The sequence below is a fragment of the Pseudofrankia saprophytica genome (genome assembly GCF_000235425.2).
GTDB classification, from domain to species: domain Bacteria; phylum Actinomycetota; class Actinomycetes; order Frankiales; family Frankiaceae; genus Pseudofrankia; species Pseudofrankia saprophytica.
In genome coordinates, this window is the sequence record NZ_KI912266.1 from 2,681,534 (window position 1) to 2,705,077 (window position 23,544).

Annotated in this window: 17 protein-coding genes; 10 read left to right on the forward strand and 7 right to left on the reverse strand. The window is 71.6% G+C overall.

Features of this window, described 5'->3' with window-relative positions; genetic code table 11:
• Positions 1-482: 482 nt before the first annotated feature.
• Both FRCN3DRAFT_RS43925 and FRCN3DRAFT_RS0211165 read left to right on the forward strand, forming a co-directional pair.
• Positions 483-1,025 (forward strand): YkvA family protein, encoded by a 543-nt coding sequence (locus FRCN3DRAFT_RS43925; protein ID WP_007514745.1) that lies wholly within the window; start codon positions 483-485, stop codon positions 1,023-1,025.
• A gap of 49 nt (positions 1,026-1,074) precedes the next feature.
• Entirely contained in the window at positions 1,075-1,392 is a 318-nt protein-coding gene (locus tag FRCN3DRAFT_RS0211165) for a hypothetical protein (RefSeq protein WP_007514746.1), read from the forward strand.
• Positions 1,393-1,486: 94 nt separating this feature from the next.
• Here FRCN3DRAFT_RS0211165 and FRCN3DRAFT_RS0211170 read toward each other — a convergent pair whose 3' ends face one another.
• Complete coding sequence (locus FRCN3DRAFT_RS0211170; RefSeq protein ID WP_007514747.1) at positions 1,487-2,176, reverse strand: F0F1 ATP synthase subunit B family protein; 690 nt, start codon at positions 2,174-2,176, stop codon at positions 1,487-1,489.
• Positions 2,177-2,465: 289 nt separating this feature from the next.
• On the reverse strand, positions 2,466-3,815 hold the full coding sequence (gene ccrA / locus FRCN3DRAFT_RS0211175; RefSeq protein ID WP_007514748.1) for a crotonyl-CoA carboxylase/reductase: 1,350 nt from the start codon (positions 3,813-3,815) through the stop codon (positions 2,466-2,468).
• A gap of 279 nt (positions 3,816-4,094) precedes the next feature.
• On the opposite strand from ccrA, the gene FRCN3DRAFT_RS0211180 reads away from it, so the two are divergent.
• From FRCN3DRAFT_RS0211180 to FRCN3DRAFT_RS43930, 5 genes are all read left to right on the forward strand, one after another.
• On the forward strand, positions 4,095-4,652 hold the full coding sequence (locus tag FRCN3DRAFT_RS0211180; RefSeq protein ID WP_007514750.1) for a SigE family RNA polymerase sigma factor: 558 nt from the start codon (positions 4,095-4,097) through the stop codon (positions 4,650-4,652).
• On the forward strand, positions 4,649-5,650 hold the full coding sequence (locus FRCN3DRAFT_RS0211185; RefSeq protein WP_007514751.1) for an FG-GAP repeat domain-containing protein: 1,002 nt from the start codon (positions 4,649-4,651) through the stop codon (positions 5,648-5,650). Before FRCN3DRAFT_RS0211180 ends, FRCN3DRAFT_RS0211185 begins: the two co-directional genes overlap by 4 nt.
• A 293-nt stretch (positions 5,651-5,943) precedes the next feature.
• Positions 5,944-7,134, forward strand: coding sequence for an acetyl-CoA C-acetyltransferase (locus FRCN3DRAFT_RS0211190; protein WP_007514752.1), 1,191 nt, complete (start codon positions 5,944-5,946; stop codon positions 7,132-7,134).
• Positions 7,135-7,153: 19 nt separating this feature from the next.
• Complete coding sequence (meaB, locus tag FRCN3DRAFT_RS0211195) at positions 7,154-8,212, forward strand: methylmalonyl Co-A mutase-associated GTPase MeaB (RefSeq protein ID WP_007514753.1); 1,059 nt, start codon at positions 7,154-7,156, stop codon at positions 8,210-8,212.
• Positions 8,209-8,892, forward strand: coding sequence for a cupin domain-containing protein (locus tag FRCN3DRAFT_RS43930; protein ID WP_007514754.1), 684 nt, complete (start codon positions 8,209-8,211; stop codon positions 8,890-8,892). Before meaB ends, FRCN3DRAFT_RS43930 begins: the two co-directional genes overlap by 4 nt.
• Before the next feature lie 3 nt (positions 8,893-8,895).
• Here the strand turns inward: FRCN3DRAFT_RS43930 and FRCN3DRAFT_RS0211205 are convergent, their stop codons facing one another.
• The gene (locus FRCN3DRAFT_RS0211205; protein WP_007514755.1) at positions 8,896-10,419 is read right to left on the reverse strand and encodes an ATP-binding response regulator; all 1,524 of its coding nucleotides are present in this window, start codon (positions 10,417-10,419) and stop codon (positions 8,896-8,898) included.
• A gap of 487 nt (positions 10,420-10,906) precedes the next feature.
• On the opposite strand from FRCN3DRAFT_RS0211205, the gene FRCN3DRAFT_RS0211210 reads away from it, so the two are divergent.
• Positions 10,907-11,200, forward strand: coding sequence for an MTH1187 family thiamine-binding protein (locus FRCN3DRAFT_RS0211210; protein ID WP_027140470.1), 294 nt, complete (start codon positions 10,907-10,909; stop codon positions 11,198-11,200).
• Between the two features lie 181 nt (positions 11,201-11,381).
• Positions 11,382-12,416, forward strand: a complete 1,035-nt coding sequence (locus FRCN3DRAFT_RS0211215; protein ID WP_007514757.1) for a tetratricopeptide repeat protein — start codon at positions 11,382-11,384, stop codon at positions 12,414-12,416.
• 345 nt (positions 12,417-12,761) lie between these two features.
• On the opposite strand, the gene glgB is transcribed toward FRCN3DRAFT_RS0211215, so the two are convergent.
• The 4 genes from glgB to FRCN3DRAFT_RS0211235 all read right to left on the reverse strand — a co-directional run bounded on the left by glgB (position 12,762) and on the right by FRCN3DRAFT_RS0211235 (position 21,206).
• Positions 12,762-15,143, reverse strand: a complete 2,382-nt coding sequence (glgB, locus tag FRCN3DRAFT_RS43935; RefSeq protein ID WP_007514758.1) for a 1,4-alpha-glucan branching protein GlgB — start codon at positions 15,141-15,143, stop codon at positions 12,762-12,764.
• Between the two features lie 166 nt (positions 15,144-15,309).
• Positions 15,310-16,818: a maltokinase N-terminal cap-like domain-containing protein gene (locus FRCN3DRAFT_RS0211225; RefSeq protein WP_051466227.1), complete on the reverse strand. Its 1,509-nt coding sequence runs from the start codon at positions 16,816-16,818 to the stop codon at positions 15,310-15,312.
• A gap of 690 nt (positions 16,819-17,508) precedes the next feature.
• The gene (gene treS, locus FRCN3DRAFT_RS0211230; protein WP_007514760.1) at positions 17,509-19,224 is read right to left on the reverse strand and encodes a maltose alpha-D-glucosyltransferase; all 1,716 of its coding nucleotides are present in this window, start codon (positions 19,222-19,224) and stop codon (positions 17,509-17,511) included.
• Positions 19,221-21,206, reverse strand: coding sequence for a maltotransferase domain-containing protein (locus tag FRCN3DRAFT_RS0211235; protein ID WP_198535960.1), 1,986 nt, complete (start codon positions 21,204-21,206; stop codon positions 19,221-19,223). The genes treS and FRCN3DRAFT_RS0211235 overlap by 4 nt, the downstream gene beginning before the upstream one ends.
• 1,644 nt (positions 21,207-22,850) lie before the next feature.
• Here FRCN3DRAFT_RS0211235 and FRCN3DRAFT_RS0211240 point away from each other — a divergent pair.
• A complete protein-coding gene (locus tag FRCN3DRAFT_RS0211240; protein WP_007520242.1) occupies positions 22,851-23,426 on the forward strand; it encodes a TerD family protein in 576 nt (191 codons plus the stop codon).
• Positions 23,427-23,544: the final 118 nt, after the last annotated feature.

The following is a 23,544-nucleotide window of genomic DNA, read 5'->3' on the forward strand; positions in this document are numbered from 1 at the left end:
TCCTCCCAGATTGGTGACGAACAAGCTTGTGATCGCCAAGCAGAGTGCCTTCTATGGCCGGCTCTCCGTGGCTCTCCGTGGCTCGCCTCTCGCCTCCCGCCTCGCGGCACGGGCCCGGTCGTCGTCGTGGCCGTGCCGTCGCCCCGTGCCGTCGACGGAGTGTCCCCACGGAGCGCGGTGGCGCGCCAACCGGACGTGGGCCAGCCGGACGCGCGCCTCCCCGGAGGCCCGCCGCGGCCGGGGGAGGAGCGGCGCGGGCGCGAGGCCGCCCGTCGTCACGCCTCCCGGTGCCTCGCCCGGGCCAGGGCGAGTGTTCGCCGGGGGCTGTGTGGTCGTACGCCCGTTCTAGGATGGGTCGGCAGGTGGCGCCGGGCTGGTACCAGCCTGGCCGAGTGTCAGTGGCTTGCTCTCGCCGCGGCGTCATGGTGGGCGGAGCCCGCGCGCGCTGGCGCGGCGGGCCGGACGGGGAGGAAGGTCGGCCGATGGCCTCGCTGGACAAGGACGCGTTGCGCACGTTCGGCCGAGAGGTCGCGACATTCCTGCCGGACCTGGTGTTCATGCTGCGCGGAGTGGTGGCTGACCCGCGCGTGCCGCAGCAGGCCAAGCTCGAGGCGGGGGCCGCGCTCGCCTACCTCGTGTCCCCGAAGAACAAGATCACCAACCTGGTGCCCCTCATCGGGCAGCTGGACGACGTCGCGGTGGTCGCGTTCGCGTTCCGCCGGCTGGTGGTCGGGGCCGGCGAGCCGATCCTGCGCGAGCACTGGCGCGGGAGCGACCGGGCCTTCCACGCGCTCATCGGGGCGTCGTCCGCGCTCGCGAGCCCGGCGGGAGTGCTGCGCAGGGCGAAGGTCGCGACCACGATCGCCACCGCCGCGTTCGGGCGCGTGGGCGGGGTCGGTGGCTGGGGCCGGTCTGGCGGTTCCGACCGCGTCGTCGACGGCGAGGTGATCGGCCGCGTGGACGAAGCCGCCCCCGGCGCCTCGGCGCCGGGCAAGGATGCCCGCGGCGATCGTCTGCGCAAGTAGGTCCGGGCAGGCGGCCGGTGGCCAGGCATCCAGTGATCAGGCGGCGGCGGTGAGCCCGCGACGCACCCGGCCCGAGCGCGGGTCCCGGCGTTCCGGGAAGGCCGGCGACGGCGGCGAGGACGAGCGGCGGCCGTACTGGCTGGTCGACGCCGTGACGGTGGACGGCGAGGACTGGGCGGTCCGCCCGGTGACCGGGGCGGCCAGCACGAAGGCCTACCGGTGCCCGGGCTGCGACCACGAGATCTCGTCGGGCGTCCCGCACGTGGTCGCCTGGCCGAGCGGGCGGATGGAGAACCGCCGCCACTGGCACACGCCCTGCTGGAACCGGCGTCGAGCCGGCGCCCGGCCCTACCGCGCGCCGTACTGACCGCTGGCGGAACCCCTCGTGGCCGGCCGGCGGACGTCCGGCCACGAGGCTGGGTACCGAGCCCCCATCCAGGCGGGCGATGGGGGGAGCGGGCTCAGATGCGGGAGCCGGCCTTGGAGTTGGAGCCGACCGCCTTGGCCTCGTCCACGCCGGGGAGCTCGATCGCGGCGGTGGCGGCGGCCAGCTGGTTGCGCAGCGCGGACAGCTGTGAGGTGACCTGGTCGCGCAGCGCGCCGAGCTGTGAGGTGACCTGGTCGCGCTGGCGCTCCAGCTCGGTCAGCCGCTGCTGCGACTCACCCTCCAGCTTGTGTGCCTTGCTGCGGGAGGTCTCGATGATGTGCTCCGCCTCGCCACGCGCGGTCGACACGATCCCGGCGGCCTGCTCGTCCGCCTCGCGCAGGGTGCGGTCGCGGGTGTGCTCGGCGTCGGAGACGATCCGCCGGGCCTCGTCGAGCTGTGCCTCGGCGTCCCTGGTCCGCTCGGACCGCACAGTGGCGGCCTCTTCCTCGGCGAGCATGAGGATCTGGGTGATACGACCACCGAAGTCGTCCCAGGCGGGGCGGCCCGAGGCCAGGTCGTCACGGATGCGCGCGGCCTCGGCGGCGGCCTCGGACGCGGCCGCCTCGGCGGCGGCCCGGTGCGCCTCGGCCTCACGGAGCTGTTCCATCAGCCAGGCGACGTGGGAGTTGACCTGGTGCGGGTCATAGCCGCGGCGAACCAGGTCGAAGCCGGGGGAGCCCTCGCCCTCGCCGGCCATCGGGATGAGATCGGAGTGCTCGGTCATACGAGACCTGCATTCCAGACGGTGGCGTGGCTAGTCACAGCCGTCACCCTACCGCTCCCCCTTCCATCACGTGCATCGCCCCTACCCCTTCGCCGGGACTCTCCGGAAGCGCGCTTTCCGATGATCCGGAGGCTCGCTCCGACCGTCGCTTTCCGTACTGGTCGTGACGCGCCGGGCAGGGCCTTCCCACGGGTTCGACGTAGGTCCCGCGTTCGTTGGGATACCTGGTCGTTGCCCGTCGTGTTCGGCTGGCCCCGCCCAGCCTGGCGATGTGGGGATGAGGAGTTGTTCAGGCGTCGCGGAAGCGGTTGATCGCACTCAGGTGGCGGTCGCGCATGGCCTGGTCACGGACGCCGAGGCCTTCGCGGGGGGACAGGCAGAGCACGCCGACCTTGCCCTGGTGGGCGTTGCGGTGCACGTCGTATGCCGCCTGGCCCGTCTGCTCCAGGGGGTAGACCCGGGACAGGGTCGGGTGGATCAAGCCGCGGGCGATAAGCCGGTTTGCTTCCCATGCCTCCCGATAGTTCGCGAAATGTGACCCAATGATGCGCTTGAGGTTCATCCATAGATAACGGTTGTCGTAGCTGTGCATAAATCCGCTGGTCGAGGCGCAGGTGACGATCTGACCGCCACGCCGGGCGACGTAGACCGAGGCGCCGAACGTCTCGCGGCCCGGGTGCTCGAACACGATGTCCGGGTCCTCACCGCCGGTGAGCTCGCGGATCCGCTTACCGAAGCGCTGCCACTCCTTCGGGTTCTGCGTCTGGTCGTCGCTCCAGAATCGATAGCCCTCGGCGCTGCGGTCGATGACCAGCTCCGCGCCGAGCGAGCGGCAGATGTCGGCCTTCTCCGGCGACGACACGACGCACACCGGGATCCCGCCGCCGTTCAGCGCCATCTGGGTGGCATACGAGCCCAGCCCGCCGGAGGCGCCCCAGATCAGGACGATGTCGCCCTGCTTCATCGCCGCCCCGTTGCGGGACACGAGCTGGCGGTAGGCCGTCGAGTTCACCAGCCCTGGGCTCGCCGCCTCCTCCCAGCTCAGGTGACCGGGCTTCGGCATCAGCTGGTTGGCCTTCACCAGCGCGAGCTCGGCCAGGCCGCCGAAGTTCGTCTCGAACCCCCAGATCCGCTGCTCCGGGTCGAGCATGGTGTCGTCGTGACCCTCGGGCCGCTCCAGCTCGACCGACAGGCAGTGCGCGACGACCTCGTCGCCCGGCTTCCAGGCGTGTACCCCGGCGCCGGCGCGCAGGACCACGCCGGCCAGGTCCGAGCCGACCACGTGGTACGGCAGGTCGTGCCGCTTCGCCAATGGCGACGTGCGGCCGTAGCGCTCCAGGAAACCGAACGTCGAGAGTGGCTCGAAGATCGACGTCCACACCGTGTTGTAGTTGATCGACGACGCCATCACCGCGATCAGCGCCTCACCCGGCCCCAGCTCGGGCGTGGGGACCTCGTCGAGGTGCAACGACCGGCGAGGGTCCTTGTCGCGGGACGTCAGGCCCTCGAACATGCCCGTCTCGTCCTTGCGGACGACCATGCCCCGGTATGACTCGGGAACGGCCAGCGCGCCGAACTCCTTCTCCCGGGTCTCGGTTGGGGCCGCCTCGGCGAGGATGGCGTCGAGGATGTCCTTCACGGTCTACCTCCGGCAGTCGGGCGGGCGAGCGGCACCGCAAGTGTCATCGATTGAGGGCCGCTCGGTCGCGCGGAAGTGCCACGTCCAGGTGAAGGTGTGGCCGGCGACACCGCCCCCGTGCGCCGGTCGGTTGTCCGCCAGAAGCACTACCCGGACAAGGTCGACTGGCCGACAGGCACGGCTTCCGTGAGAAGGCTGTCTCCCCTGGGTGCAAAGCGGTAGAACGGTGGGGACAACCCACACGGCTCGGTCAGCGTCAGAAATGTCGTGACTGCGCCCATGACCCTGGTGGAAGGGTGGCGGCCCGTGCCTGCGCGGAGCGACGCCGCCCGTAGCGCCGTTGCCAGGGACGCGGACCAGGCTCTCACCGCCCTGTACTCGGAGCACTACCGCTCGCTGGTCCGCCTCGCCGCCCTCCTGCTCGACGACATCGGCCTCTGCGAGGAGGTCGTCCAGGACGCCTACATCCGCGTCCACGCCGCCTGGGGCCGCCTCCAGGACAAGGACAAGGCGCTCGCCTACCTCCGCCAGACGGTCGTCAACCTCGCCCGCTCGACGCTGCGGCGCCGACTCGTCGCGCTCAAGCACGCCCCCAAGCCGATGCCCGACGCCGCCAGCGCCGAGGAGGGGGCCTACTCTCTGGTCGAACGGGCCGCGGTCATCCAGGCGCTGCGGGAGCTGCCCCGCCGCCAACGGGAGGCCGTCGTCCTGCGCTACTACGCGGACATGTCCGAGGCCGATGCCGCCGCCGTGATGGGGTGCAGCGTGGGCTCGGTCAAGGCCTACACGTCCCGGGGGCTGGCCGCCCTGTCGACCAAGCTGGCGGACCTACGGTGAACGGCTCGGAGCAGTCCCAGCTCGACCCCCAGGAGCTGAGCAGGCTACTGCATGCCGCCGTCGACCCGATCCGGCCGTCGCCGGAGGCCTACCAGCGGATCAAGGCCGGCGTCGAGCGGCGAGGCCGCTGGCGGCTGCCGCTGTACGCGGCCGGTGGCGCCGTGGTCGCCGGGCTGGTGGTGCTGGCCGTGCTCCTGATGCGGCCCGGGCCGTCGTCCCAGGTCGTCGAACCGGCGGCTCGCCTGAGCCTGACACCTGGGGTCGCCTCGCAGTCCGACCCGAGCGTCGGGACGAGCGGCTCCGGCACGACCCCCCGTGGCACGTCCGGGGGGTCGGACCCAAGCCAGTCCGCGACCCTGCCGGTCATCACGCCACCCATCAACCCGCTGACGACGCCCCCGGTGAGCCCCAACGCCACCGGGACCGGCGACCAGAACAGCCCGACCCGGCCGCCGCTGACCGGTGACCGCCCGGCCATGCCGGGCGACGTCGACGGCGATGGCAAGGCCGACACGGTCCGGCTGAGCGGCGCCACCGTCGAGGTGACCCTGAGCCGTGGTGGCGCGCCCGCGAGGGTCACCCTGCCGGACGGGGCGACGGCCAGCCGGTGGGCCGGCTCCGACCTCGACGGGGACGGCTTCTCCGAGCTGGTCGTGCAGATCGGCTCCTCGGGCGGCCTCGACCAGTTCGCGGTGCTGCGGTTCATGGCGCTCGGCCAGATCTCCGTGCTGGCGGACGCCGCGTCGCAGCCGGTTGTCGCCGGCACCATGTCGACCGGTTCCACGACAATGAGCACCGGGTTCAGCTGCTCGACCAGCGGGCTGCGTCTGGTCGTCGGCACGTCGCCGGACGGCGGCGCGAACTACGACGTCACCACGACCACCGTCGCCGCGACGATCGACGGGCTGACCAAGGTCGGCACGCCGTCGAGGAGCACGCTGCCCGCGGCCACCGCGACCCCGTCCTTCGACGCGCGCTGCGGCACCTGGAACCCCTGAGGCTGGGACCGAGGCACGGGGGCGCCGAGGCCGTGAGCGCCTCGGGACCACCCGGCCGGACGCGGCGCGGGAACGGGATGGCCCGCGGGACCCAGGTCGTTGACGCTGGTGGCAGGCGTGTCGCGGGAGGGCGATGACCGCGGGCCCGGCCTCGCCGGGCGGCGGTGACGGGTGACCGGCGGGGGTGGTGCTGGCCACGCTCCGGCGGCACGTCGGCCAAGATCACGTTATGGTTTCAAGCACAGCGAACAACGTCCTTCCCTTCCAGCATCCTTTTCTCCAGGGAGGCAGCCATGCCTGGTTCGGTCATCGTGGCCGGCGCGCGGACCCCGATCGGCAAGCTCTCCGGGGCGCTCAAGGGCTTCTCCGCGACCGAGCTGGGCGGGATCGCGATCAAGGGCGCGCTCGAGCGCGCCGGCATCGCCGGTGACGCCGTCCAGTACGTCATCTTCGGCCAGGTCATCCAGGCCGGCTCCGGCCAGGCGGCCGCGCGTCAGGCGGCCGCCAAGGGCGGCATCCCGCTGGACGTGCCGTCGATCACGATCAACAAGGTGTGCCTGTCGGGGCTGAACGCGATCTCGCTCGCCGACACCTACATCTCCAGCGGTGAGTACGACGTCGTCGTCGCCGGGGGCATGGAGTCGATGACGAACACCCCGCACATGCTGCTGAACGGCCGCGCCGGGATCCGGTACGGCAGCGCGCCGCTGGTCGACGCCACCGAGTACGACGCGCTGACCTGCGCCTTCGACCAGGTCGGCATGGGCGTGTCCACCGAGCGCTTCAACGTGCCGCTGAACATCAGCCGCGCCGAGCAGGACGAGTTCTCGGCGCTGTCGCACCAGCGGGCCGCGGCCGCGATCAAGAACGGCCTGTTCGACGAGGAGATCGCCCCGGTCGAGGTGCCGCAGCGCAAGGGCGACCCGATCGTCGTCAAGGACGACGAGGGCGTGCGCGCCGACACCACCGCCGAGACGCTCGCGCGGCTGCGCCCGGCGTTCAGCAAGGACGGCACGATCACCGCCGGCTCGTCCTCGCAGATCTCCGACGGTGCCTGCGCCGTCGTCGTGATGAGCAGGGCGAAGGCCGAGGAGCTGGGCCTGCCCATCCTCGCCGAGGTCGGCCACCACGGCTTCGTCGCCGGCCCGGACACCTCGCTGCAGTCGCAGCCGGCGAACGCCATCAAGGCGGCGCTCGCCAAGGAAGGCCTCACCCCGGCCGACGTCGACCTGTACGAGATCAACGAGGCGTTCGCCTCGGTCGGCGTCCAGTCGATGCGTGAGCTGGGCATCTCCTCCGAGGTCACCAACGTCAATGGTGGCGCGATCGCGCTCGGCCACCCGGTCGGCATGTCCGGCGCCCGCATCGCCCTGACGCTGGCGCTGGAGCTTCGTCGCCGCGGCGGTGGCGTCGGCGCGGCCGGGCTGTGCGGCGGCGGTGGCCAGGGCGACGCGCTGATCCTGCGGGTGCCGGCGGCCTCCTGACACCCAGGCTCGTTCCCAGGTGACGTCCAGGTTGGTCACGCCCGGCCCGGGCGCCGGAAGGTCGGCGCCATACGGGAGCCCGGCCGAGCTGGTCGCCGCGGCGGTCGAGGACCGGTCGCCGCGCGCGGTCGCCCGGCTGATCTCGCTGGTCGAGGACAGCTCGCCGTGGCTGCGGGAGATCTCGCGGCTGCTCGCGCCGCGGTCCGGGCGCGCCGAGATCGTCGGCGTCACCGGCGCGCCCGGGGTCGGCAAGTCGACGTCGACGTCGGCGCTGGTGGCCGCCTTCCGGGCGGCCGGCCGGCGGGTCGGAGTGCTGGCCGTCGACCCGTCCTCGCCGTTCACCGGCGGAGCGCTGCTCGGCGATCGGGTGCGGATGACGGCGCACACGACCGACCCGGACGTCTACATCCGCTCGCTGGCCTCCCGCGGCCACCTCGGCGGCCTGTCCTGGGCGACGCCGCAGGCGGTCCGGGTGCTCGACGCGGCCGGGTACGACGTCGTGCTCATCGAGACGGTGGGGGTCGGCCAGGCCGAGGTGGACATCGCCTCGCTGGCCGACACCACCCTCGTGCTGCTGGCACCCGGGATGGGCGACGGCATCCAGGCGGCCAAGGCCGGCATTCTGGAGATCGCCGACGTCCTGGTCGTCAACAAGGCCGACCGTCCCGGCGCCGACGACACCTACCGCGACCTGAGGAACATGGTCGCGCTGTCACGGCGCACCGGGCACGGCGGCCGTGACCGGGGTGCCGCCGCCGCGGATGACGCGGGCCACTGGGTGCCGCGGGTGGTGCGCACCGTCGCCGCCGAGGGAAGCGGCATCGCCGAGGTGGTCGAGGCGGTCACCGCCCACCGCGGCTGGCTCGCGGCCACCGGCGAGCTGGTCCGCCGGCGCGAGCGGCGCGCGGCCGACGAGATCGAGCAGATCGCCCTGGGAGCGCTGCGGGCCCGCTTCGGCGACCCGCGCGGCACCCGCCACCTCGGCGCCCTCGCCCGGGAGGTCGTGGCGGGCCGCCTGGACTCCTGGACCGCCGCCGACGACCTGCTCGCCACCCTGACGGACGGGACGCGCCGGTGAGCGCGATCGGCCGTCATCCACTGATCGACGCGCTGGGACTGGCCCCGCACCCGGAAGGCGGCTGGTACCGGCGTACCTGGGCGAGCCCCGACGAGATCCCCGCGCACGGCGGCACCCGCCCGGTCGCCACCTCGATCCTCTTTCTGCTCCAGCCGGGCGAGGTGTCCGCCTGGCACCGGGTCGCCTCGGCGGAGATCTGGCTCTGGCAGGGCGGCGGCCGGCTCACCCTCACCCTCGGCGGCCCGGGCCCTGGCCCCGTCGCGGCCAGCTGGATCGTCCTGGGCCCCGACCCGGCGGCTGGCGACGCCCTCCAGGCCGTCGTCCCCGCCGGCCACTGGCAGACGGCCGAGCCCATGGCCGGCGATGCCGGCGATGCCGGCGACGCCGGCGATGCTGTTCTGGTCGGCTGCGTCGTGGCTCCCGGTTTCGACTTCGCCGACTTCGAGCTTCACAACGAATGGACCTCCCCCACTGATCGGCCAAGCCCCGACTCGGTGCCCACGCGCATGCCCGACCCATCCCAACTGGGAGCCAATCCGGACCTCCCAGATCACGACCTCCCAGATCGGCTTCGCCGATCCGGCAGGGACCCGTCCGCAAGCTCCACCGATCCGGCAGGGACCCCGGGGGACCCCGGGGAAGGGTCGATGCAGAAGAAGGCGAGTAGAGGCCCAGCCTGAGTCTCAGGCGGGGTACTGGGTGACCGACTGGTGGTCGAGGACCCGGTGGGTGGCGGTGCCCGCGGCGCCCTTGACGGCGATGACGAGGGCGCCGGTGTCCATCGGGGAGGGGACGACGTCACGGGCGCCGGCCTGGCGCAGGCGCAGGACCTCGACCGGGTCGTCGGCGGCGGACAGCACGACCGTCGGGATGGCGCTGGCCGTCGGGTCGGCCGCGAGATGGGCGAGCAGGTCGGCCGCGGTGGTGTCGGGGAGCTGCTGGTCGATCATGATGAGGTCGGGCCGGGCGCGGTGGACGGCGTCGAGCGCGAGCACACCGCGCGGCACGCTGACGGTGTCCGCCGCGAAGGTGCGGGTGAGCGTCTGGCTGACCTGGGCGCGGGTCGCCGGGTCGCCGCTCACGTGGACGACGCGCATGGTGGCGTCGGTGGGGATCCGGCCGCCGATGCCGGGCGGGAACATGTCCAGCTCCGGGTCCGGGTGTGGGTAGCGGACGTCGACGGCGTCGAGTACCACGGCGAACACGCTGCCGACGCCGTGGCGGCTGGCGGCGGTGAGCACGCCGCCCATCGCCGTCACCAGCGCGTGCGAGAGCGCGAGGCCGAGCCCGCTGCCCTCGGTGCGGGTGTGCTCGGCGCCGAGCCGCTCGAAGGGGCGGAAGAGCCGGTTCATGGCGTCGGGGGGGAGGCCCTGCCCGTCGTCCTCGACCTCGATGCGCAGCCGGCCGCCGGTGACCGGGACGATCCCGACCCGGACGGTGCCGCCGTCGCGCCCGTACTTGATCGCGTTGCCGAGCAGGTTGAGCAGCACCTGCCAGAGCCGGCGTCGGTCGGCGTCGGCGACCAGCGGCTCGCAGGGGTGGACGATCCGGCGGATGCCGCGCCGCTGGGCGAGCGGCTCGACCAGCTCGACGACGCCCTCGACGATGTCGAGGACGTTGACCGGCGCCTTGGTGATGTCGCCGCGGCCGGCGCGCAGCCTGGCGAGGTCGAGCACGTCGTCGATGATCGCCTGCATGTGCCGGCCGCCGGTGATGATCCGTTGGACGTCGTCGAGCACGCCGTCGGGCAGCCGCTCGAGCTCGAGCAGCTGCGCGAAGCCGAGCATGGCGTTCAGCGGGGTGCGCAGCTCGTGCCCAAGGCGGGCCATGAACTCGTCCTTGGCCCGGGAGTCCCGCTCGGCGGCGATCCGGGCCCGCCGGTCGGTGGTCTCCTTGGCCACGAAGACCACCCAGCCGGCCCGGTCGGCCCGGACCGTGACGTCGAAGGGCACGGGGTTGCCGGCCATGTCCAGCAGGTTCGCCGAGCCGCGCCACTCGCCCGCGCGTCCAAGCGCGTCCAGGACGGCATCGGGGCCCGCCTCGACGGAGGGCTCGACGACGCCGGCGAGCTCGCGCAGGCAGGTGACGCCCACCAGCCGGTCGCCGAGGAAGGCGCGCGCCGCCGCGCCGACGTCGAGGATCCGACCGTCGGTGCTGACTACAACCACTAGGTCGTTCAGCGCGTCCAACAGCGTGCGGGTGCTCACCTGGACCACATCCCGTTGGGCTGCCCGTGGCGTGTGATCCCGTAGGACCGGCCGCGGCGGTGCGGTGTGGCTGGACGGAGGGACACGGCAGTGTTAGCCGAGACCCCTCGGCGGGTCAGTGCTGCCTGTATCCGCCCCACGGCGGCCAATGGTAGGGCGTGCCTTCATCCGGTGTTGTGGCGGGTTTGCGTAGCAAGGCCAGCCGTAGCTTCATCGGGGACCGATGCGCGACCATTCGTTACCGTCGCCAGCTCGGCCTGACGCTTATGTCACGTGCTGGATCGTCTCCGCCGCCGGGTGTGTTCGAAGCGTGTCCGGCGACGGCGAGGCGGCCGGTGGCGGGTACTTATCGTAGTCCCCGCTATGTGGTCCACCTTCCGTACCCGCCGCCGGACCGGTCCAGCCCGCGGCGAGCCAGTGCCGGCGTCGAAACCACGGGCGCCCACAACGGGAACCCGTGGCGACGCGGGCATGGTAAGCCGGGACCATGCTTGTGGCATTCAGCGTGACCCCGATCGGCGCGGGCGAGGACGTCGGCGCCCTGGTGGCCGAGGCCGTCCGGGTGGTGCGGGCCAGTGGCCTGCCGAACGAGACGACCTCGATGTTCACGACCATCGAGGGCGAGTGGGACGAGGTCATGGACGTCGTGCGCAGGGCGACGGAGGCGGTCGCCGCCGGCGGCGGCCGGGTGAGCCTCGTCCTCAAGGCCGACATCCGCCCCGGCGTCGTCGACGCACTTCATGCCAAGGTGGCAACCGTCGAGCGCTACCTGGAGCGCTGAGTACCGCTCGGCGCCGTCCCGGCCGGGGCGATTCCGTCCCCGGGGCGGGAATAGTGATCATTTCGTGTGGCGCCCGGGTGCCACGGGCGGCGGCGCGAGGCTGACCGGCGGGCGATGGCCGGCTGGACGCGGAGAAAACTCTCGCGGGCGCCGCGGCCAACGCGCCGTGGGAGATGTCACGATGGTAGGTATGCAACGTAGGCCTCCTGTCCCCGGACGCCCGCCAGGCGCACAGCCCTCGCGTGCCCAGTCCTCGCGTGCCCAGGCCGGCCCGCTCCCGGACCGGCTCGGCGGGCTGCGGCTGGCTGGCGCGGTGCCGCTCGACCCGAAGCCGGCGTCGCCGCCACCTCCACCGGCGGCGCGCCAGGCCGCTCCCGGCGCGCCGGCTCCCGGCGCCCCGGGCGGCGAGGTACCCGGCGGTCCGGTCGTCATCGACGTGACCGAGGCGACCTTCGCGCAGGACGTCGTCAACCGGTCGATGCAGGTGCCGGTGGTGCTGGACTTCTGGGCGTCGTGGTGCGGCCCCTGCAAGCAGCTGAGCCCGGTGCTGGAGCGCCTGGCCGAGGCGGACGGCGGGCGGTGGGTGCTCGCCAGGATCGACGTGGACGCCAACCCCGGCCTCGCGCAGGCCGCCGGTGTCCAGGGCATCCCGGCGGTGAAGGCCGTCGTCGGCGGCCGCATCATCGGCGAGTTCACCGGGGCGCTGCCAGAGCGGGAGGTGCGCGGCTGGCTCGACCAGCTGCTGGAGCTCGTCGCCGAGGCGCTCGGCGGCGTGCCGGGCGCCAGCGGCGCGGGCCCCGAGCGCGAGCCGAACCTGGCCGCCGCCGACGAGGCGCTCGAACGCGGCGACCTGCCGGCGGCCGCCACGGCGTTCCGCGCCCGGCTCGCCGAGGCGCCGGCGGACCCGGAGGCGGTCCTCGGTCTCGCCCGGGTGTCCCTGCTCGAGCGGGTCGGCGGGCTCGACCCGGCGGACGTGCGCCGCCGGCTCGCCGCCAACCCCGACGACGTCGACGCGGCTCTCGCCGCGGCCGACCTGATGATCGCGCAGGGGCAGGTCGAGGAGGCGTTCAGCGAGCTCGTCGCGTTCGTCCGGCGCGCCTCGGGCGACGAGCGCGAGAAGGCCCGCGCGCACCTCGTCGGTCTGTTCCAGGCCCTCGGCGACGCCGACCCGGCCGTAGCCCCTGCCCGCCGGGCACTCGCCGCAGCGCTGTTCTAGCCTGGTTCGCTCCGTCCGGGCACGGCGCTACGGTCCCTTACTCGCTTCGCTCCCAAGGGACCTACGCGCCGCGTCCTCCTCCGCTCACGTGCGCTCCGGCGACCTCCGCTGCGGCCCGCCTACTTCGCTGCGCTCGTAGGCAGGCCTCCGCGGAGGCGCGCCTCCGCGCCGCACGGTCACCCACCACTGAATGCCGCCCGCACGGCCTGCCGTGGTCTCACAACGTCCAAGCGTGACGCAACCGAGCTGGCGCGGAGGCGCACCTCCGCGCCAGCTCGGTTGCTCTGCGCTTGAAACGGGCCGGTCCACAGCCGGACGGGACAGGCGTCTCTGGCGCGGCGGCCCCTACTCCTCGCCGTCGTAGGCGAACCAGATGGTTGACAGGGCGGGGAGGGTGAGGGGGGCCGAGGCGGGCTGGCCGTGGTGGGGCTCCTCGGTGGCGTACACGGCGCCGAGGTTGCCCTGGCCGGCGCCGCCGTAGGTGATGGCGTCGGTGTTCACCACCTCCTGCCAGCGCCCGGCGCGGGGCAGTCCGAGCCGGTAGCCGTAGTGCGGGGCGCCGGAGAAGTTGGTCACGCAGGCGAGCAAGGTCGCCCCGTCGCCGTCGCTCTGGCCGGTGGCGGGCTGGTCGCCGAGACGCAGGAACGACAGGACGTTGTTCTCGGCGTCGTTCGCGTCGATCCAGCCGAAGCCGCTCGGGTCGTTGTCGCGGGTCCACAGCGCCGGCGTGGCGCGGTAGGCGCGGTTGAGGTCGGCGACCAGGCGGTGCACGCCCCGGTGGCCCGGGTCGTCGAGGCGGTACCAGTCGAGCGTCGTCGCCTCGTCCCACTCCCGCTCCTGGGCGAACTCGCTGCCCATGAACAGCAGCTGCTTGCCGGGGTGCGCCCACATGTACGCATAGAGCGCGCGCAGGTTCGCCAGCTGCTGCCAGCGGTCGCCGGGCATCTTGTTGAGCAGCGAGCCCTTGCCGTGCACGACCTCGTCATGGCTGAACGGCAGCATGTAGTTCTCGGAGTAGGCGTAGACCATCGAGAACGTGACCTGGTGGTGGTGGTACATCCGGTAGACGGGTGCCTTGGTCATGTAGTCGAGCGTGTCGTGCATCCAGCCCATGTTCCATTTGAAGCCGAACCCGAGCCCGCCGAGGTGCGTCGGGCGGGTCACGCCTGGCCAGGCCGTCGACTCCTCGGCGATCATCATCGCGCCGGGCGCCTTGCGGTAGACCGTCGCGTTGACCTCCTGCAGGAACGCCACCGCGTCCAGGTTCTCCCGGCCGCCGTGGATGTTCGGCAGCCACTGGCCGTCCGGCCGGGAGTAGTCGAGGTAGAGCATCGAGGCGACGGCGTCCACCCGCAGCCCGTCGATGTGGAACTCCTCGAACCAGTACAGGGCGTTCGCGACCAGGAAGTTGCGCACCTCGGAGCGGCCGAAGTCGAAGACGAAGGTGCCCCAGTCCGGGTGCTCGCCGCGGCGCGGGTCGCCGTGCTCGTACAGCGGTGTGCCGTCGAACCGGCCGAGGGCCCAGTTGTCCCGGGGGAAGTGCGCGGGCACCCAGTCGACGAGCACGCCGATGCCCGCCTGGTGCAGCGCGTCCACCAGGTAGCGGAAGTCGTCGGGGCTGCCGAACCGGGACGTCGGCGCGTAATACGCGGAGACCTGGTAGCCCCAGGAGCCGCCGAACGGGTGCTCGGCGACCGGGAGGAGCTCGACGTGGGTGAACCCGGCCTCTTTGACGTAGTCGACCAGCTCGGTGGCCAGCTGCCGGTAGGACAGGCCACGGCGCCACGAGCCGAGGTGCACCTCGTACGCGGATACGGGCGCCGCGTGCCACGGCGTGCCGGCGCGTTCGGCCATCCACGTCTCGTCCGACCAGGAGTAGTCGGACTCGTACACCACGCTGGCCGTCGCCGGTGGAGTCTCGGTGTGCATAGCCATCGGGTCGGCCTTCTGCCGCCAGACCCCGTCGAAGCCGAGGATCTCGTACTTGTAACGGGTGCCGGCCGAGATGCCGGGCACGAACAGCTCCCAGATGCCGGTGTGGCCCAGCGAGCGCATCGGGAAGGCCCGGCCGTCCCAGAAGTCGAAGTCGCCGACCACCCGCACACCGCGGGCGTTGGGCGCCCAGACGGCGAAACTGACCCCGGTGACCACCCGGCCGTCCTCGGACGGGTAACGGCGCACCTGCGCGCCCAGCACGGTCCACAGCCGCTCATGGCGGCCCTCGCCGATCAGGTGCAGGTCGATCTCGCCGACCGTCGGCAGGTACCGGTAGGGGTCATCGACGACGTAGCGCGCGTTGGGGTAGCTGACCTCGAGCTGGTAGCTCGGCACTTCCCGCCCGGGGACGGCGACGGCGAAGACGCCGCCGCTGTGCAGCCGCGTCGCCTCGTACCGCTCGTCGCCGACGAGCACCCAGACGCCCACCGCGTCCGGGCGCAGGGCCCGCACGATCGTCCAGTCGCCGGCCGGGTGGGCGCCCAGCACGCCATGCGGGTCGTGGTTGCGCCCATTGACCAGGCGATCGAGCTCGGCGCGGGGCACGTCGACACTGGGTGGCGGGGCGAGGACCGCCGGCGCGGCGAACGAGGCCGGCGGGCGGCTCTCGGGGGCCGGCGACTGGCCTGCCTGCCTGTCTGGGCCGGCGGCCTGCCCGGCCGTTGCCGATACCTTCTCGCGGGCCGGCCCGGCGGCCGATGGCCTGGGGCGACCGTCGTCGGTGTCGATCACTACTTCTCCCAAGCTTGTGCGGCTTACGTGACCAAATCTCTCGTCGCGGCGGCCGTGGGCCGCGCGACCGGGCCTGCGGGCCCGACCGGGCCTGCCAGCCCGTCCCCTGGCGGTTCCGCGTGGCATGCCCCCGGAACGGGGCCGCCACGCGAGGCTGATGCGGATCTCATACCCCGGCCGATTTCGTCGCCAGCGGCGGGTGCAGCGAGGTCAGTCGGCGCACCGCGCCGAGTGGGATCTCAATCCAGGTCGGCCGGTGCCGCGCCTCGTACAGCACCTCGTAGATCGCCTTGTCCAGCTCGAACGCCCGTAGCACGACCTCGAACGCCGCCAGGTCGAGACCGCTGCCTGCCTGGTAGCCGGCGAGGAACGCCCCCCGGTTGCGGTCGGCCCACTCACGGGCGCTCTGGCCGAGCCCCTGCTCGCCCTGGCGCTCCAGCAACATGGACTGGGCCGCGTAGTCGAACGAGCGGAGCATGCCCGCGACGTCGCGAAGCGGTGAGGCCAGCCGGCGCCGCTCCGGCACTGGCCGGGCCGGCTCGCCCTCGAAGTCGAACAGCACCCAGCCGGCGTCGGTGCGCAGCGCCTGGCCGAGGTGCAGGTCGCCGTGAATCCGCTGGAACGGCGGCGCCGACGTCTCGGCGGCCAGCGCCTCGAAGGCGGCGCGCGCGCCGGCCTCGTAGGGGGCGAGCCGCGGGACGCCCTCGAGCGCCACGTCGAGGCGGGAATGCAGGTGGCTGGCCGTGGCGCGCAACGCCGCCTGGTCGACCTCGACGACGGGGAAGCAGCGGGCGAGCAGCGTGTGCACCTCGGCGGTGGCCTGGCCCAGCCGCTCGGACTCGCCGGCGAAGTCGCCGCCGACCTCGTCGGCGTGCAGGTCGCCCTCGGCGTAGAGATCCCGCACGCTCGTCTGTGCGAGCTTCCAGCCCTCGGTGCCGCTTCGCAGGAAGTCCTGCATGAACGCGAAGGTGGTCAACTCCTCCGGCTGACCGCCGGTCACGGCGGTCTCGGTGCCCGCCGCCGTGCCCTCGGCGGTGGCGCTGTCGACCTCGGAGGTCGCGACCTCGGAGGTCGCGGCGGCGGGGCCGGGTAGGCGCCCTTCGAGCCAGGCGAGCGGGCGGGCTACGTGTGGGCTGCCCGCGGCGGCCAGCGCCCTGGTCACCTCGAGGTCCGGGTTCACGCCAGGCCAGAGCCGGCGGAACACCTTCAGGATGTAGGCCTCGCCATAGACGATCGACGTGTTCGACTGCTCGGCCCCGACGGAGTGCGCGGGCAGCGCGGTCAGCTGAGTCACGGCATGCGCCGACAGCCCGTCGCGGTCGCACTGGGCGGCGAGGAAGTCGAGCAGCGCGGCGCTGCCGTCCGGGTCGTGCAACCCGTCGTAGACCAGCCCGCCCGACGACTCACCCAGCAGGAAGCCGGTGTGCCCGTGCGGTGCGTCTGGCCGGATCACCAGCGGGACCTGGTAGGTGTCGGCCGGGCCGCCGTCCTCGTACCGGACCTCGACGACCAGGTGGCGCAGCCGGTCCGAGATCCCGATGTCCTGACGGATCTCCAGCCGCGGACCGGGGCGGCCCTTGCCCGCGAACCAGCGCTGTTTGGGCAGCCACTCTGCCAGCAGAGACCCCAGCTCGGAATGGTCTCGCACGGTCGACCTCCCTTTGGCCCGAGGCATTGCGATCACGGATTCGTCGCACTGCCGGAGGCCTACGCGATGTCACAGGTCCAGGGGCGGCGCGACCGGATGCCGCGCTGGTCGCACCACCGGAGAGCCGTCGTCCCCGGCGCCGCGGGTCCGGGCTCCGCCGGATCGGCCAGGCCGATCCGCCGGGTCCACGATCCGCCCCGTCGACCGGGCGAACCCGAACGAACCGATCTCAGAGCGGGCGGATCGGTATAGGAGGTACTCCCCGCATGCATCGGATGTAAGCGCTGTTCAGTTCAGTGGTTCCCCCGATAGGCCAACCAAGACCGGTGACCTTGCGGCGACCGTTCCGGCTGCCCACTCTCGGTCCAGCTGGAGTCGAACTCGACGTCGATGGCCGGCAGCCGCCCGGGGCGCACAGGGTCGCCTTCTGCCGACATATGCGGCGGCCCACCAGGAGCCGGCCTTCGCCAGCGGCCGTGGTGGGCCCTACCGGAACGGGCATGCTGCCTGTCAGTCAACCTAACGGACATGCCGGCCGGGAGACAGCACTTGTTCAACTGATTTTCCCGGGGATGGCCGGCCGTGCCCGACCGTAGGCAAGCGCAGCCTACGGTCGGCTCTGACTCAACCAGAACCCATCGAGTTCTCCCGGCACCAGCGATCCGGCGCGGCCACCGGCCGCGCGGCCCGATGGACCGGGCGCAACGCGCCCTTCGTTCAGGGGGTGAATTCCCCGGCCGCCGTGAGCGCGAACCAGTAGTGGCCGTGGCCGGGCAGGGTGAGCAGGTAGGGAAGCTCGCCGATCGGCGGGAAATGCACGCGGCCGAGCAGCTCCACCGGGACCATTCCCTCGAATCTCCGCAGGTCCAGCTCGACCGGCTGGGCGAACCGGGAGAGGTTCGCGACGCACAGCACCCGGTCGTCGCCGAGGGTGCGCACATAGGCGAACACGGACGGGTTCGACGCGGCCAGTTCCTCGAAGCCGCCGAGGCCGAAGACATGGTGCCGCTTGCGCACCTCGATCATCCGCTTCGTCCAGGCCAGGAACGACGTGGACAGCCGCTGCCCCGCCTCGACGTTGAGGCCCTGGTAGCCGTAGACCGGGTCCATGATCGGTGGGAGGTAAAGCCGCGCCGGGTCGGCCTTCGAAAAGCCGCCATTGCGGTCCGGCGACCACTGCATCGGGGTACGCACACCGTCCCGGTCGCCCAGGTAGATGTTGTCGCCCATGCCGATCTCGTCGCCGTAGTAGATCACCGGGGAGCCGGGCAGCGAGAGCAGCAGCGAGGTGAACAGCTCCATCTGGTCGCGGCTGTTGTCCAGCAGCGGGGCGAGCCGACGGCGAATGCCGATGTTCGCCTTCATACGCGGGTCCTTCGCGTACTCGGTGTACATGTAGTCGCGCTCTTCGTCGGTCACCATCTCCAGGGTGAGCTCGTCGTGGTTGCGCAGGAAGATGCCCCACTGGCAGTTCGGCGGGATCGCCGGCGTCTGCGCGAGGATCTCGGAGATCGGGTAGCGCGACTCGCGGCGCACCGCCATGAAGATGCGCGGCATCAGCGGGAAGTGGAACGCCATGTGGCACTCGTCGTCGTTGCCGAAGTACTGCACGACGTCCGACGGCCACTGGTTCGCCTCGGCGAGCATGACCCGGTCCGCGTACTTGGCGTCGATCTCCTTGCGGACCCGGCGCAGGTAGTCGTGGGTCTCCGGCAGGTTCTCGCCGTTCGTCCCGTCCCGCACGTACAGGTAGGGCACCGCGTCGAGGCGGAACCCGTCGATCCCCAGGTCCAGCCAGAAGCGCAGGACCTCCAGCATGGCGTCCTGGACGTCGGGGTTGTCGAAGTTCAGGTCCGGCTGGTGGGCGAAGAACCGGTGCCAGTAGTACTGGCCGCGCACCGGGTCCCACGTCCAGTTGGACTTCTCCGTGTCGACGAAGATGATCCGGGCGTCCGGGTACCGGTCGTCGGTGTCCGACCAGACGTAGAAGTCGCCGTAAGGGCCCGCCGGGTCCGCCCGCGACGCCTGGAACCAGGGGTGCTGGTCGGACGTGTGGTTCATCACCAGGTCGGCGATGATCCGGATGCCCCGCCTGTGCGCCTGGTCGACCAGCTCGACGAAGTCCCCGAGGTCTCCGAACTCCGGCAGGATCTGGAAGTAGTCGGAGATGTCGTAGCCGCCGTCCTTCAGGGGCGACTCGTAGATGGGCAGCAGCCAGAGGCAGTCGACGCCGAGCCACTGCAGATAGTCCAGCTTGCTGATGAGCCCGCGGATGTCACCGGTGCCGTCGCCGTTGGAGTCGGCGAAGCCCCGGATCAGCACCTCGTAGAAGACCGCCCGCTTGTACCAGAGGGGGTCGCTCGAAAGCCGGTCGCCGAGCAGCGGCTCGGCGCCGGTCTCCGGGCCGGCCCCCGCCTCCCCGTCGCCAGTCACGAGCGTCGCGCCAGCGTCAGCACATGTGCCGGCTCGACGAACGGGTCGAGCCTGACGTAGTTCTCCCTGCCCCACGTGTAGGTGGCACCGGTGATCTCGTCCCGGACGTCGAAGGTGTCCCACCACTCGAGGCCGAGGGCGGGCATGTCAAGTCGCACGGTCGTCTCCCGGGCAGCATGCGGGTCGAGGTTGACGACGACTAGCACGACGTCGGCGTCCGGTCCGGTCCCGGATCGTTTCGAGTACACGATGATCTCGTCGCCGTCCGCATGGTGGAGATGCAGGTTGCTCAGCCAGTGCAGCGCCGGGTGGGCACGCCGGACGGCGTTGAGCCTGCGCAGGTAAGGCGCGAGCGACGCCCCGGCGCGTTCGGCGCCGGCCCAGTCGCGCGGGCGGTACTGGTACTTCTCCGAGTCGAGGTACTCCTCGCTGCCCGGCCGTACCGGCACGCGCTCGTAGAGCTCGTACCCGGCGTACACGCCCCAGGTGGGGGAGAGGGTCGCCGCCAGCGCCGCGCGGATTTTGAACGCCGCCGGGCCGCCGTGCTGCAGGTACTCGCTCAGGATGTCCGGGGTGTTCACGAAGAAGTTGGGCCGCATGTAGTACGCGCCCTCGACGAGTTCGCGGGCGTACTCCTCGAGCTCCCACTTCGCATTGCGCCAGGTGAAATAGGTGTACGACTGGGTGAATCCCACCTTCGCCAGCGTCTGCATCATCGCCGGCCGGGTGAAGGCCTCGGCGAGGAAGAGCACGTCCGGCTCCGTCGCCTTCACCTCGCGTATGAGCCACTCCCAGAACTCCACCGGCTTCGTGTGCGGGTTGTCCACCCGGAATATACGCACACCATGCGCGGTCCAGTGCCGGACCACCCGCAGAATCTCCTGGTAGATACCCGCCGGATCCATGTCGAAGTTAAGCGGATATATGTCCTGGTACTTCTTCGGCGGGTTCTCGGCGTACGCGATCGAACCGTCGGAGCGCACCGTGAACCATTCCGGGTGCCGTTTGGCCCACGGGTGGTCGGGAGCGCACTGGAGCGCCAGGTCGAGCGCCACCTCCATGCCCAGCGAGCGGGCCCGCGCGACGAACTCGTCGAAGTCCTCGAGCGTCCCCAGGTCGGGGTGCACGGCGTCGTGGCCGCCGTGCTCGCTGCCGATCGCCCAGGGCGAGCCCGGGTCGTCCGGCCCGGGGACGAGGGTGTTGTTCGGACCCTTGCGGTTCACCTCGCCGATCGGGTGGATCGGCGGCAGGTAGACCACGTCGAAGCCCATCTCGGCGACCGCGGGCAGCCGCTCCGCCGCGCTGCGGAAGGTGCCCGAGCGGGGCGGGTCCAGCGAGGCGCCCTCAGACCGGGGGAAGAGCTCGTACCAGCTCCCATAGAGCGCGCGCTCGCGGTCCACCCAGACCCGGTGCAGCGGCGAGCGGGTCACCAGCTCCCGCATCGGGTAGCGGGCCAGCAGGTCGGTGAGCTCCGGGTCACACGCCGGGTCGATACGTGCATAGGGGTCGTCGACGGAGTCGTCCCGCAGCGCCGCGGCGGCGCGCGCGACAGCCGCCCGGTCGCTTTCGGGTACTCCGGGCAGCGCGCGCAGCAGCAGGCGCGCACCGTCCTCGAAGTCGACGGCGAGCTCGTCGGTGGTCTGCCCGGCACCCACTTTCAGCTCGATGCCGTGCACCCAGGTCGCGACGGGATCTGCCCACGCCTCGATCCGGAAGCCCCACAGCCCCTGCGCGGTGACGGTGAGATCGGCTTCATAACGATCGGTTCCGGCCGCGACGAGCCGCATCCGAGTGAACGGTGCGCCGAGCCCGTCTGGGCCGGACAGCACCGCGTTCACCCCGATGAGGTCGTGACCTTCCCGAAACACGGTAGCGCCTACGGTGATGGTTTCGCCGATCACCGCGCGCGAGGGCCAACGGCCACACGAGACGGCCGGGGTGACGTCGGAGATGACGACCCGGCCTACTGAACGTCCGATCATCACATCGACCTTATCCAGGCGGACCACGCCCCAATGATCCGCCTCCCAGATGGCAAATGGCGACACCCCAACGTGAACTGCGTGAGACCACCGGATGCCCCAATGTGGTGGGCCGGGAGGGCGTACCCTGGGTGCGTTCGCGCCAAGGGGTCGGTCGGCCCGTGCTTGATGTTCCCAGGTTGGGCCGACGAAACCGCGTATCTGCCACCAGATGTGCGCAGCGCTCGCCCGAAGTCGCCGCCCTCACGGCCATCCCCGCCCACCACGGCCTCGTCGCCGCTGGTCAGGCCCCGAGCCGCCGCGAATCGCCCCAGGCCGATGGCACGTTCGGGTAGCTGTGTTTCTGGTTCGCTCCGTGCGGGCACGGCGCTCCGGCCCCGTACTCGCTTCGCTCCCACGGGACCTCCGCGCCGCGGGGTTCCTGCCGGATCGGCGGAGCTTGCGGAGTCGATCTGGGAGGTCCGCCTCCTCCGCTCACGTGCGCTGCGGCGACCTCCGCTGCGGCACCCCTACGTCGCTTCGCTCGTAGGGATGCCTCCGCGGAGGCGGGCCTCCGCGCCGCGTGGTCACTTACCGCTGATCGTCACCAACCCGAAACCTCAGCGCTCATGTGGGCACTTCGCTTCGCTTGTGGGCGGGCCTCCGCGCCGCGTGGTCACTTACCGCTGATCGTCACCAACCCGAAACCTCAGCGCTCATGTGGGCACTTCGCTTCGCTTGTGGGCGGGCCTCCGCGCCGCGTGGTCACTTACCGCTGATCGTCACCAACCCGAAACCTCAGCGCTCATGTGGGCACTTCGCTTCGCTTGTGGGCGGGCCTCCGCGCCGCGTGGTCACTTACCGCTGATCGTCACCAACCCGAAACCTCAGCGCTCATGTAGGCACTTCGCTTCGCTCGTGGGCGGCCTCCGTGGAGGCGGGCTCCGCGCCAGAGCGGTCACCTTGCGTTGGGACGTCACTAACCGAAACCACCGTGTTCATATGGGTACTTCGCTGCGCTCGTGGGGCGGTCTTCGCGCCTGATGGGTATGGATTGCTCGACGATCACCGTGTTAGGCACTCCACGAGCGCAGCGAAGTGGCCCTACGGATGGGACTGCTTCGGATGGGTGACGTTAAGCGGCGGGTGACCGTGCGGCGCGGAGGCGCGCCTCCGCGGAGGCCCGGCCACGGAGCGAAGCGAACGTGGTTGGGCCGCAGCGGAGGTCGCCGGAGCGCACGTGAGCGCAGGAGGCGGACCTGCCAGATCGACTCCGCAAGCTCCGCCGATCCGGCAGGAACCCCGCGGCCCGGAGGTAGCCCGCGAGCCGCCAGGCGAGCGGGCTGCCGGAGGGCCGTGCCCGGACGGAGCGAACCAGAGACACAGCACGCCGCCCGGACGGAGCGAACCAGGCAACAACCTTCTGCCCCGGCCCCGATCCCCCAACGGAGCGAACCACCAATTCGGCGCGCCGCCCGCGCTGGGAACTTCCGGGCCGCCATCATTCGTATGGCTCATAGAGGTCCCGGTGGATGCCGCCCAAGCGGGCGAGCGTCTGGTCTGCCCACCTATGGGCATAGGCTGTCGATCACACTGGCAGCGAGCCGGGGCTAGGGTGCTCGGGGCGCCGAAGCCCCGTCCGCACGGACAGCGGGAGGAAACACAGTGGGAGTCAGCCTCAGCAAGGGTGGCAACGTCTCGTTGTCGAAGGAGGCGCCTGGTCTCACGAGCATGATCGTCGGCCTCGGCTGGGACGCTCGGACGACGACCGGGAGCGACTTCGACCTGGACGCGAGCGCGATCGCCTGCCGCGCCGACGGCCGGGTGCTCTCCGACCAGTACTTCATCTTCTTCAACAACCTGAAGAGCCCGGACGGCGCGATCGAGCACCAGGGCGACAACCTCACCGGCGAGGGTGAGGGTGACGACGAGCAGGTGAAGGTGAACCTCGCCAACCTGCCGGCGGAAATCGACAAGATTGTCTTCCCGGTGTCGATCTACGACGCCGAGGCGCGTCAGCAGAGCTTCGGCCAGGTGCGCAACGCCTTCATCCGGATCGTCAACGACCTCGGCGGTGCCGAGATCGCTCGCTACGACCTGTCCGAGGACGCGTCGACCGAGACCGCCATGATCTTCGGTGAGGTCTACCGGCACGGCAGCGACTGGAAGTTCCGCGCGGTCGGCCAGGGCTACGCGACCGGCCTGCGCGGCATCGCGCAGGACTACGGCGTCAACGTCTGAGCGAACGTCTGAGCACCTGGCCTTCCGGTTCCTGCCGGATCATCTTCGCTGATCCGGCAGGAACCAGGTCTTTCAGGGCTCTCGGACCACCGAGCTGAGCGTCATCCGGGTGGTCGCC

Excerpts from the sequence above, each read along its gene's own strand:
- FRCN3DRAFT_RS43925 (WP_007514745.1), top strand. The coding sequence starts at position 483 with ATGGCCTCGCTGGACAAGGACGCGTTGCGCACGTTCGGCCGAGAGGTC.
- FRCN3DRAFT_RS0211170 (WP_007514747.1), bottom strand. The coding sequence starts at position 2,176 with ATGACCGAGCACTCCGATCTCATCCCGATGGCCGGCGAGGGCGAGGGC.
- FRCN3DRAFT_RS0211180 (WP_007514750.1), top strand. The coding sequence starts at position 4,095 with ATGACCCTGGTGGAAGGGTGGCGGCCCGTGCCTGCGCGGAGCGACGCC.
- FRCN3DRAFT_RS0211190 (WP_007514752.1), top strand. The coding sequence starts at position 5,944 with ATGCCTGGTTCGGTCATCGTGGCCGGCGCGCGGACCCCGATCGGCAAG.
- FRCN3DRAFT_RS0211210 (WP_027140470.1), top strand. The coding sequence starts at position 10,907 with ATGCTTGTGGCATTCAGCGTGACCCCGATCGGCGCGGGCGAGGACGTC.
- FRCN3DRAFT_RS0211215 (WP_007514757.1), top strand. The coding sequence starts at position 11,382 with ATGGTAGGTATGCAACGTAGGCCTCCTGTCCCCGGACGCCCGCCAGGC.
- FRCN3DRAFT_RS0211225 (WP_051466227.1), bottom strand. The coding sequence starts at position 16,818 with ATGCCTCGGGCCAAAGGGAGGTCGACCGTGCGAGACCATTCCGAGCTG.
- FRCN3DRAFT_RS0211235 (WP_198535960.1), bottom strand. The coding sequence starts at position 21,206 with ATGATCGGACGTTCAGTAGGCCGGGTCGTCATCTCCGACGTCACCCCG.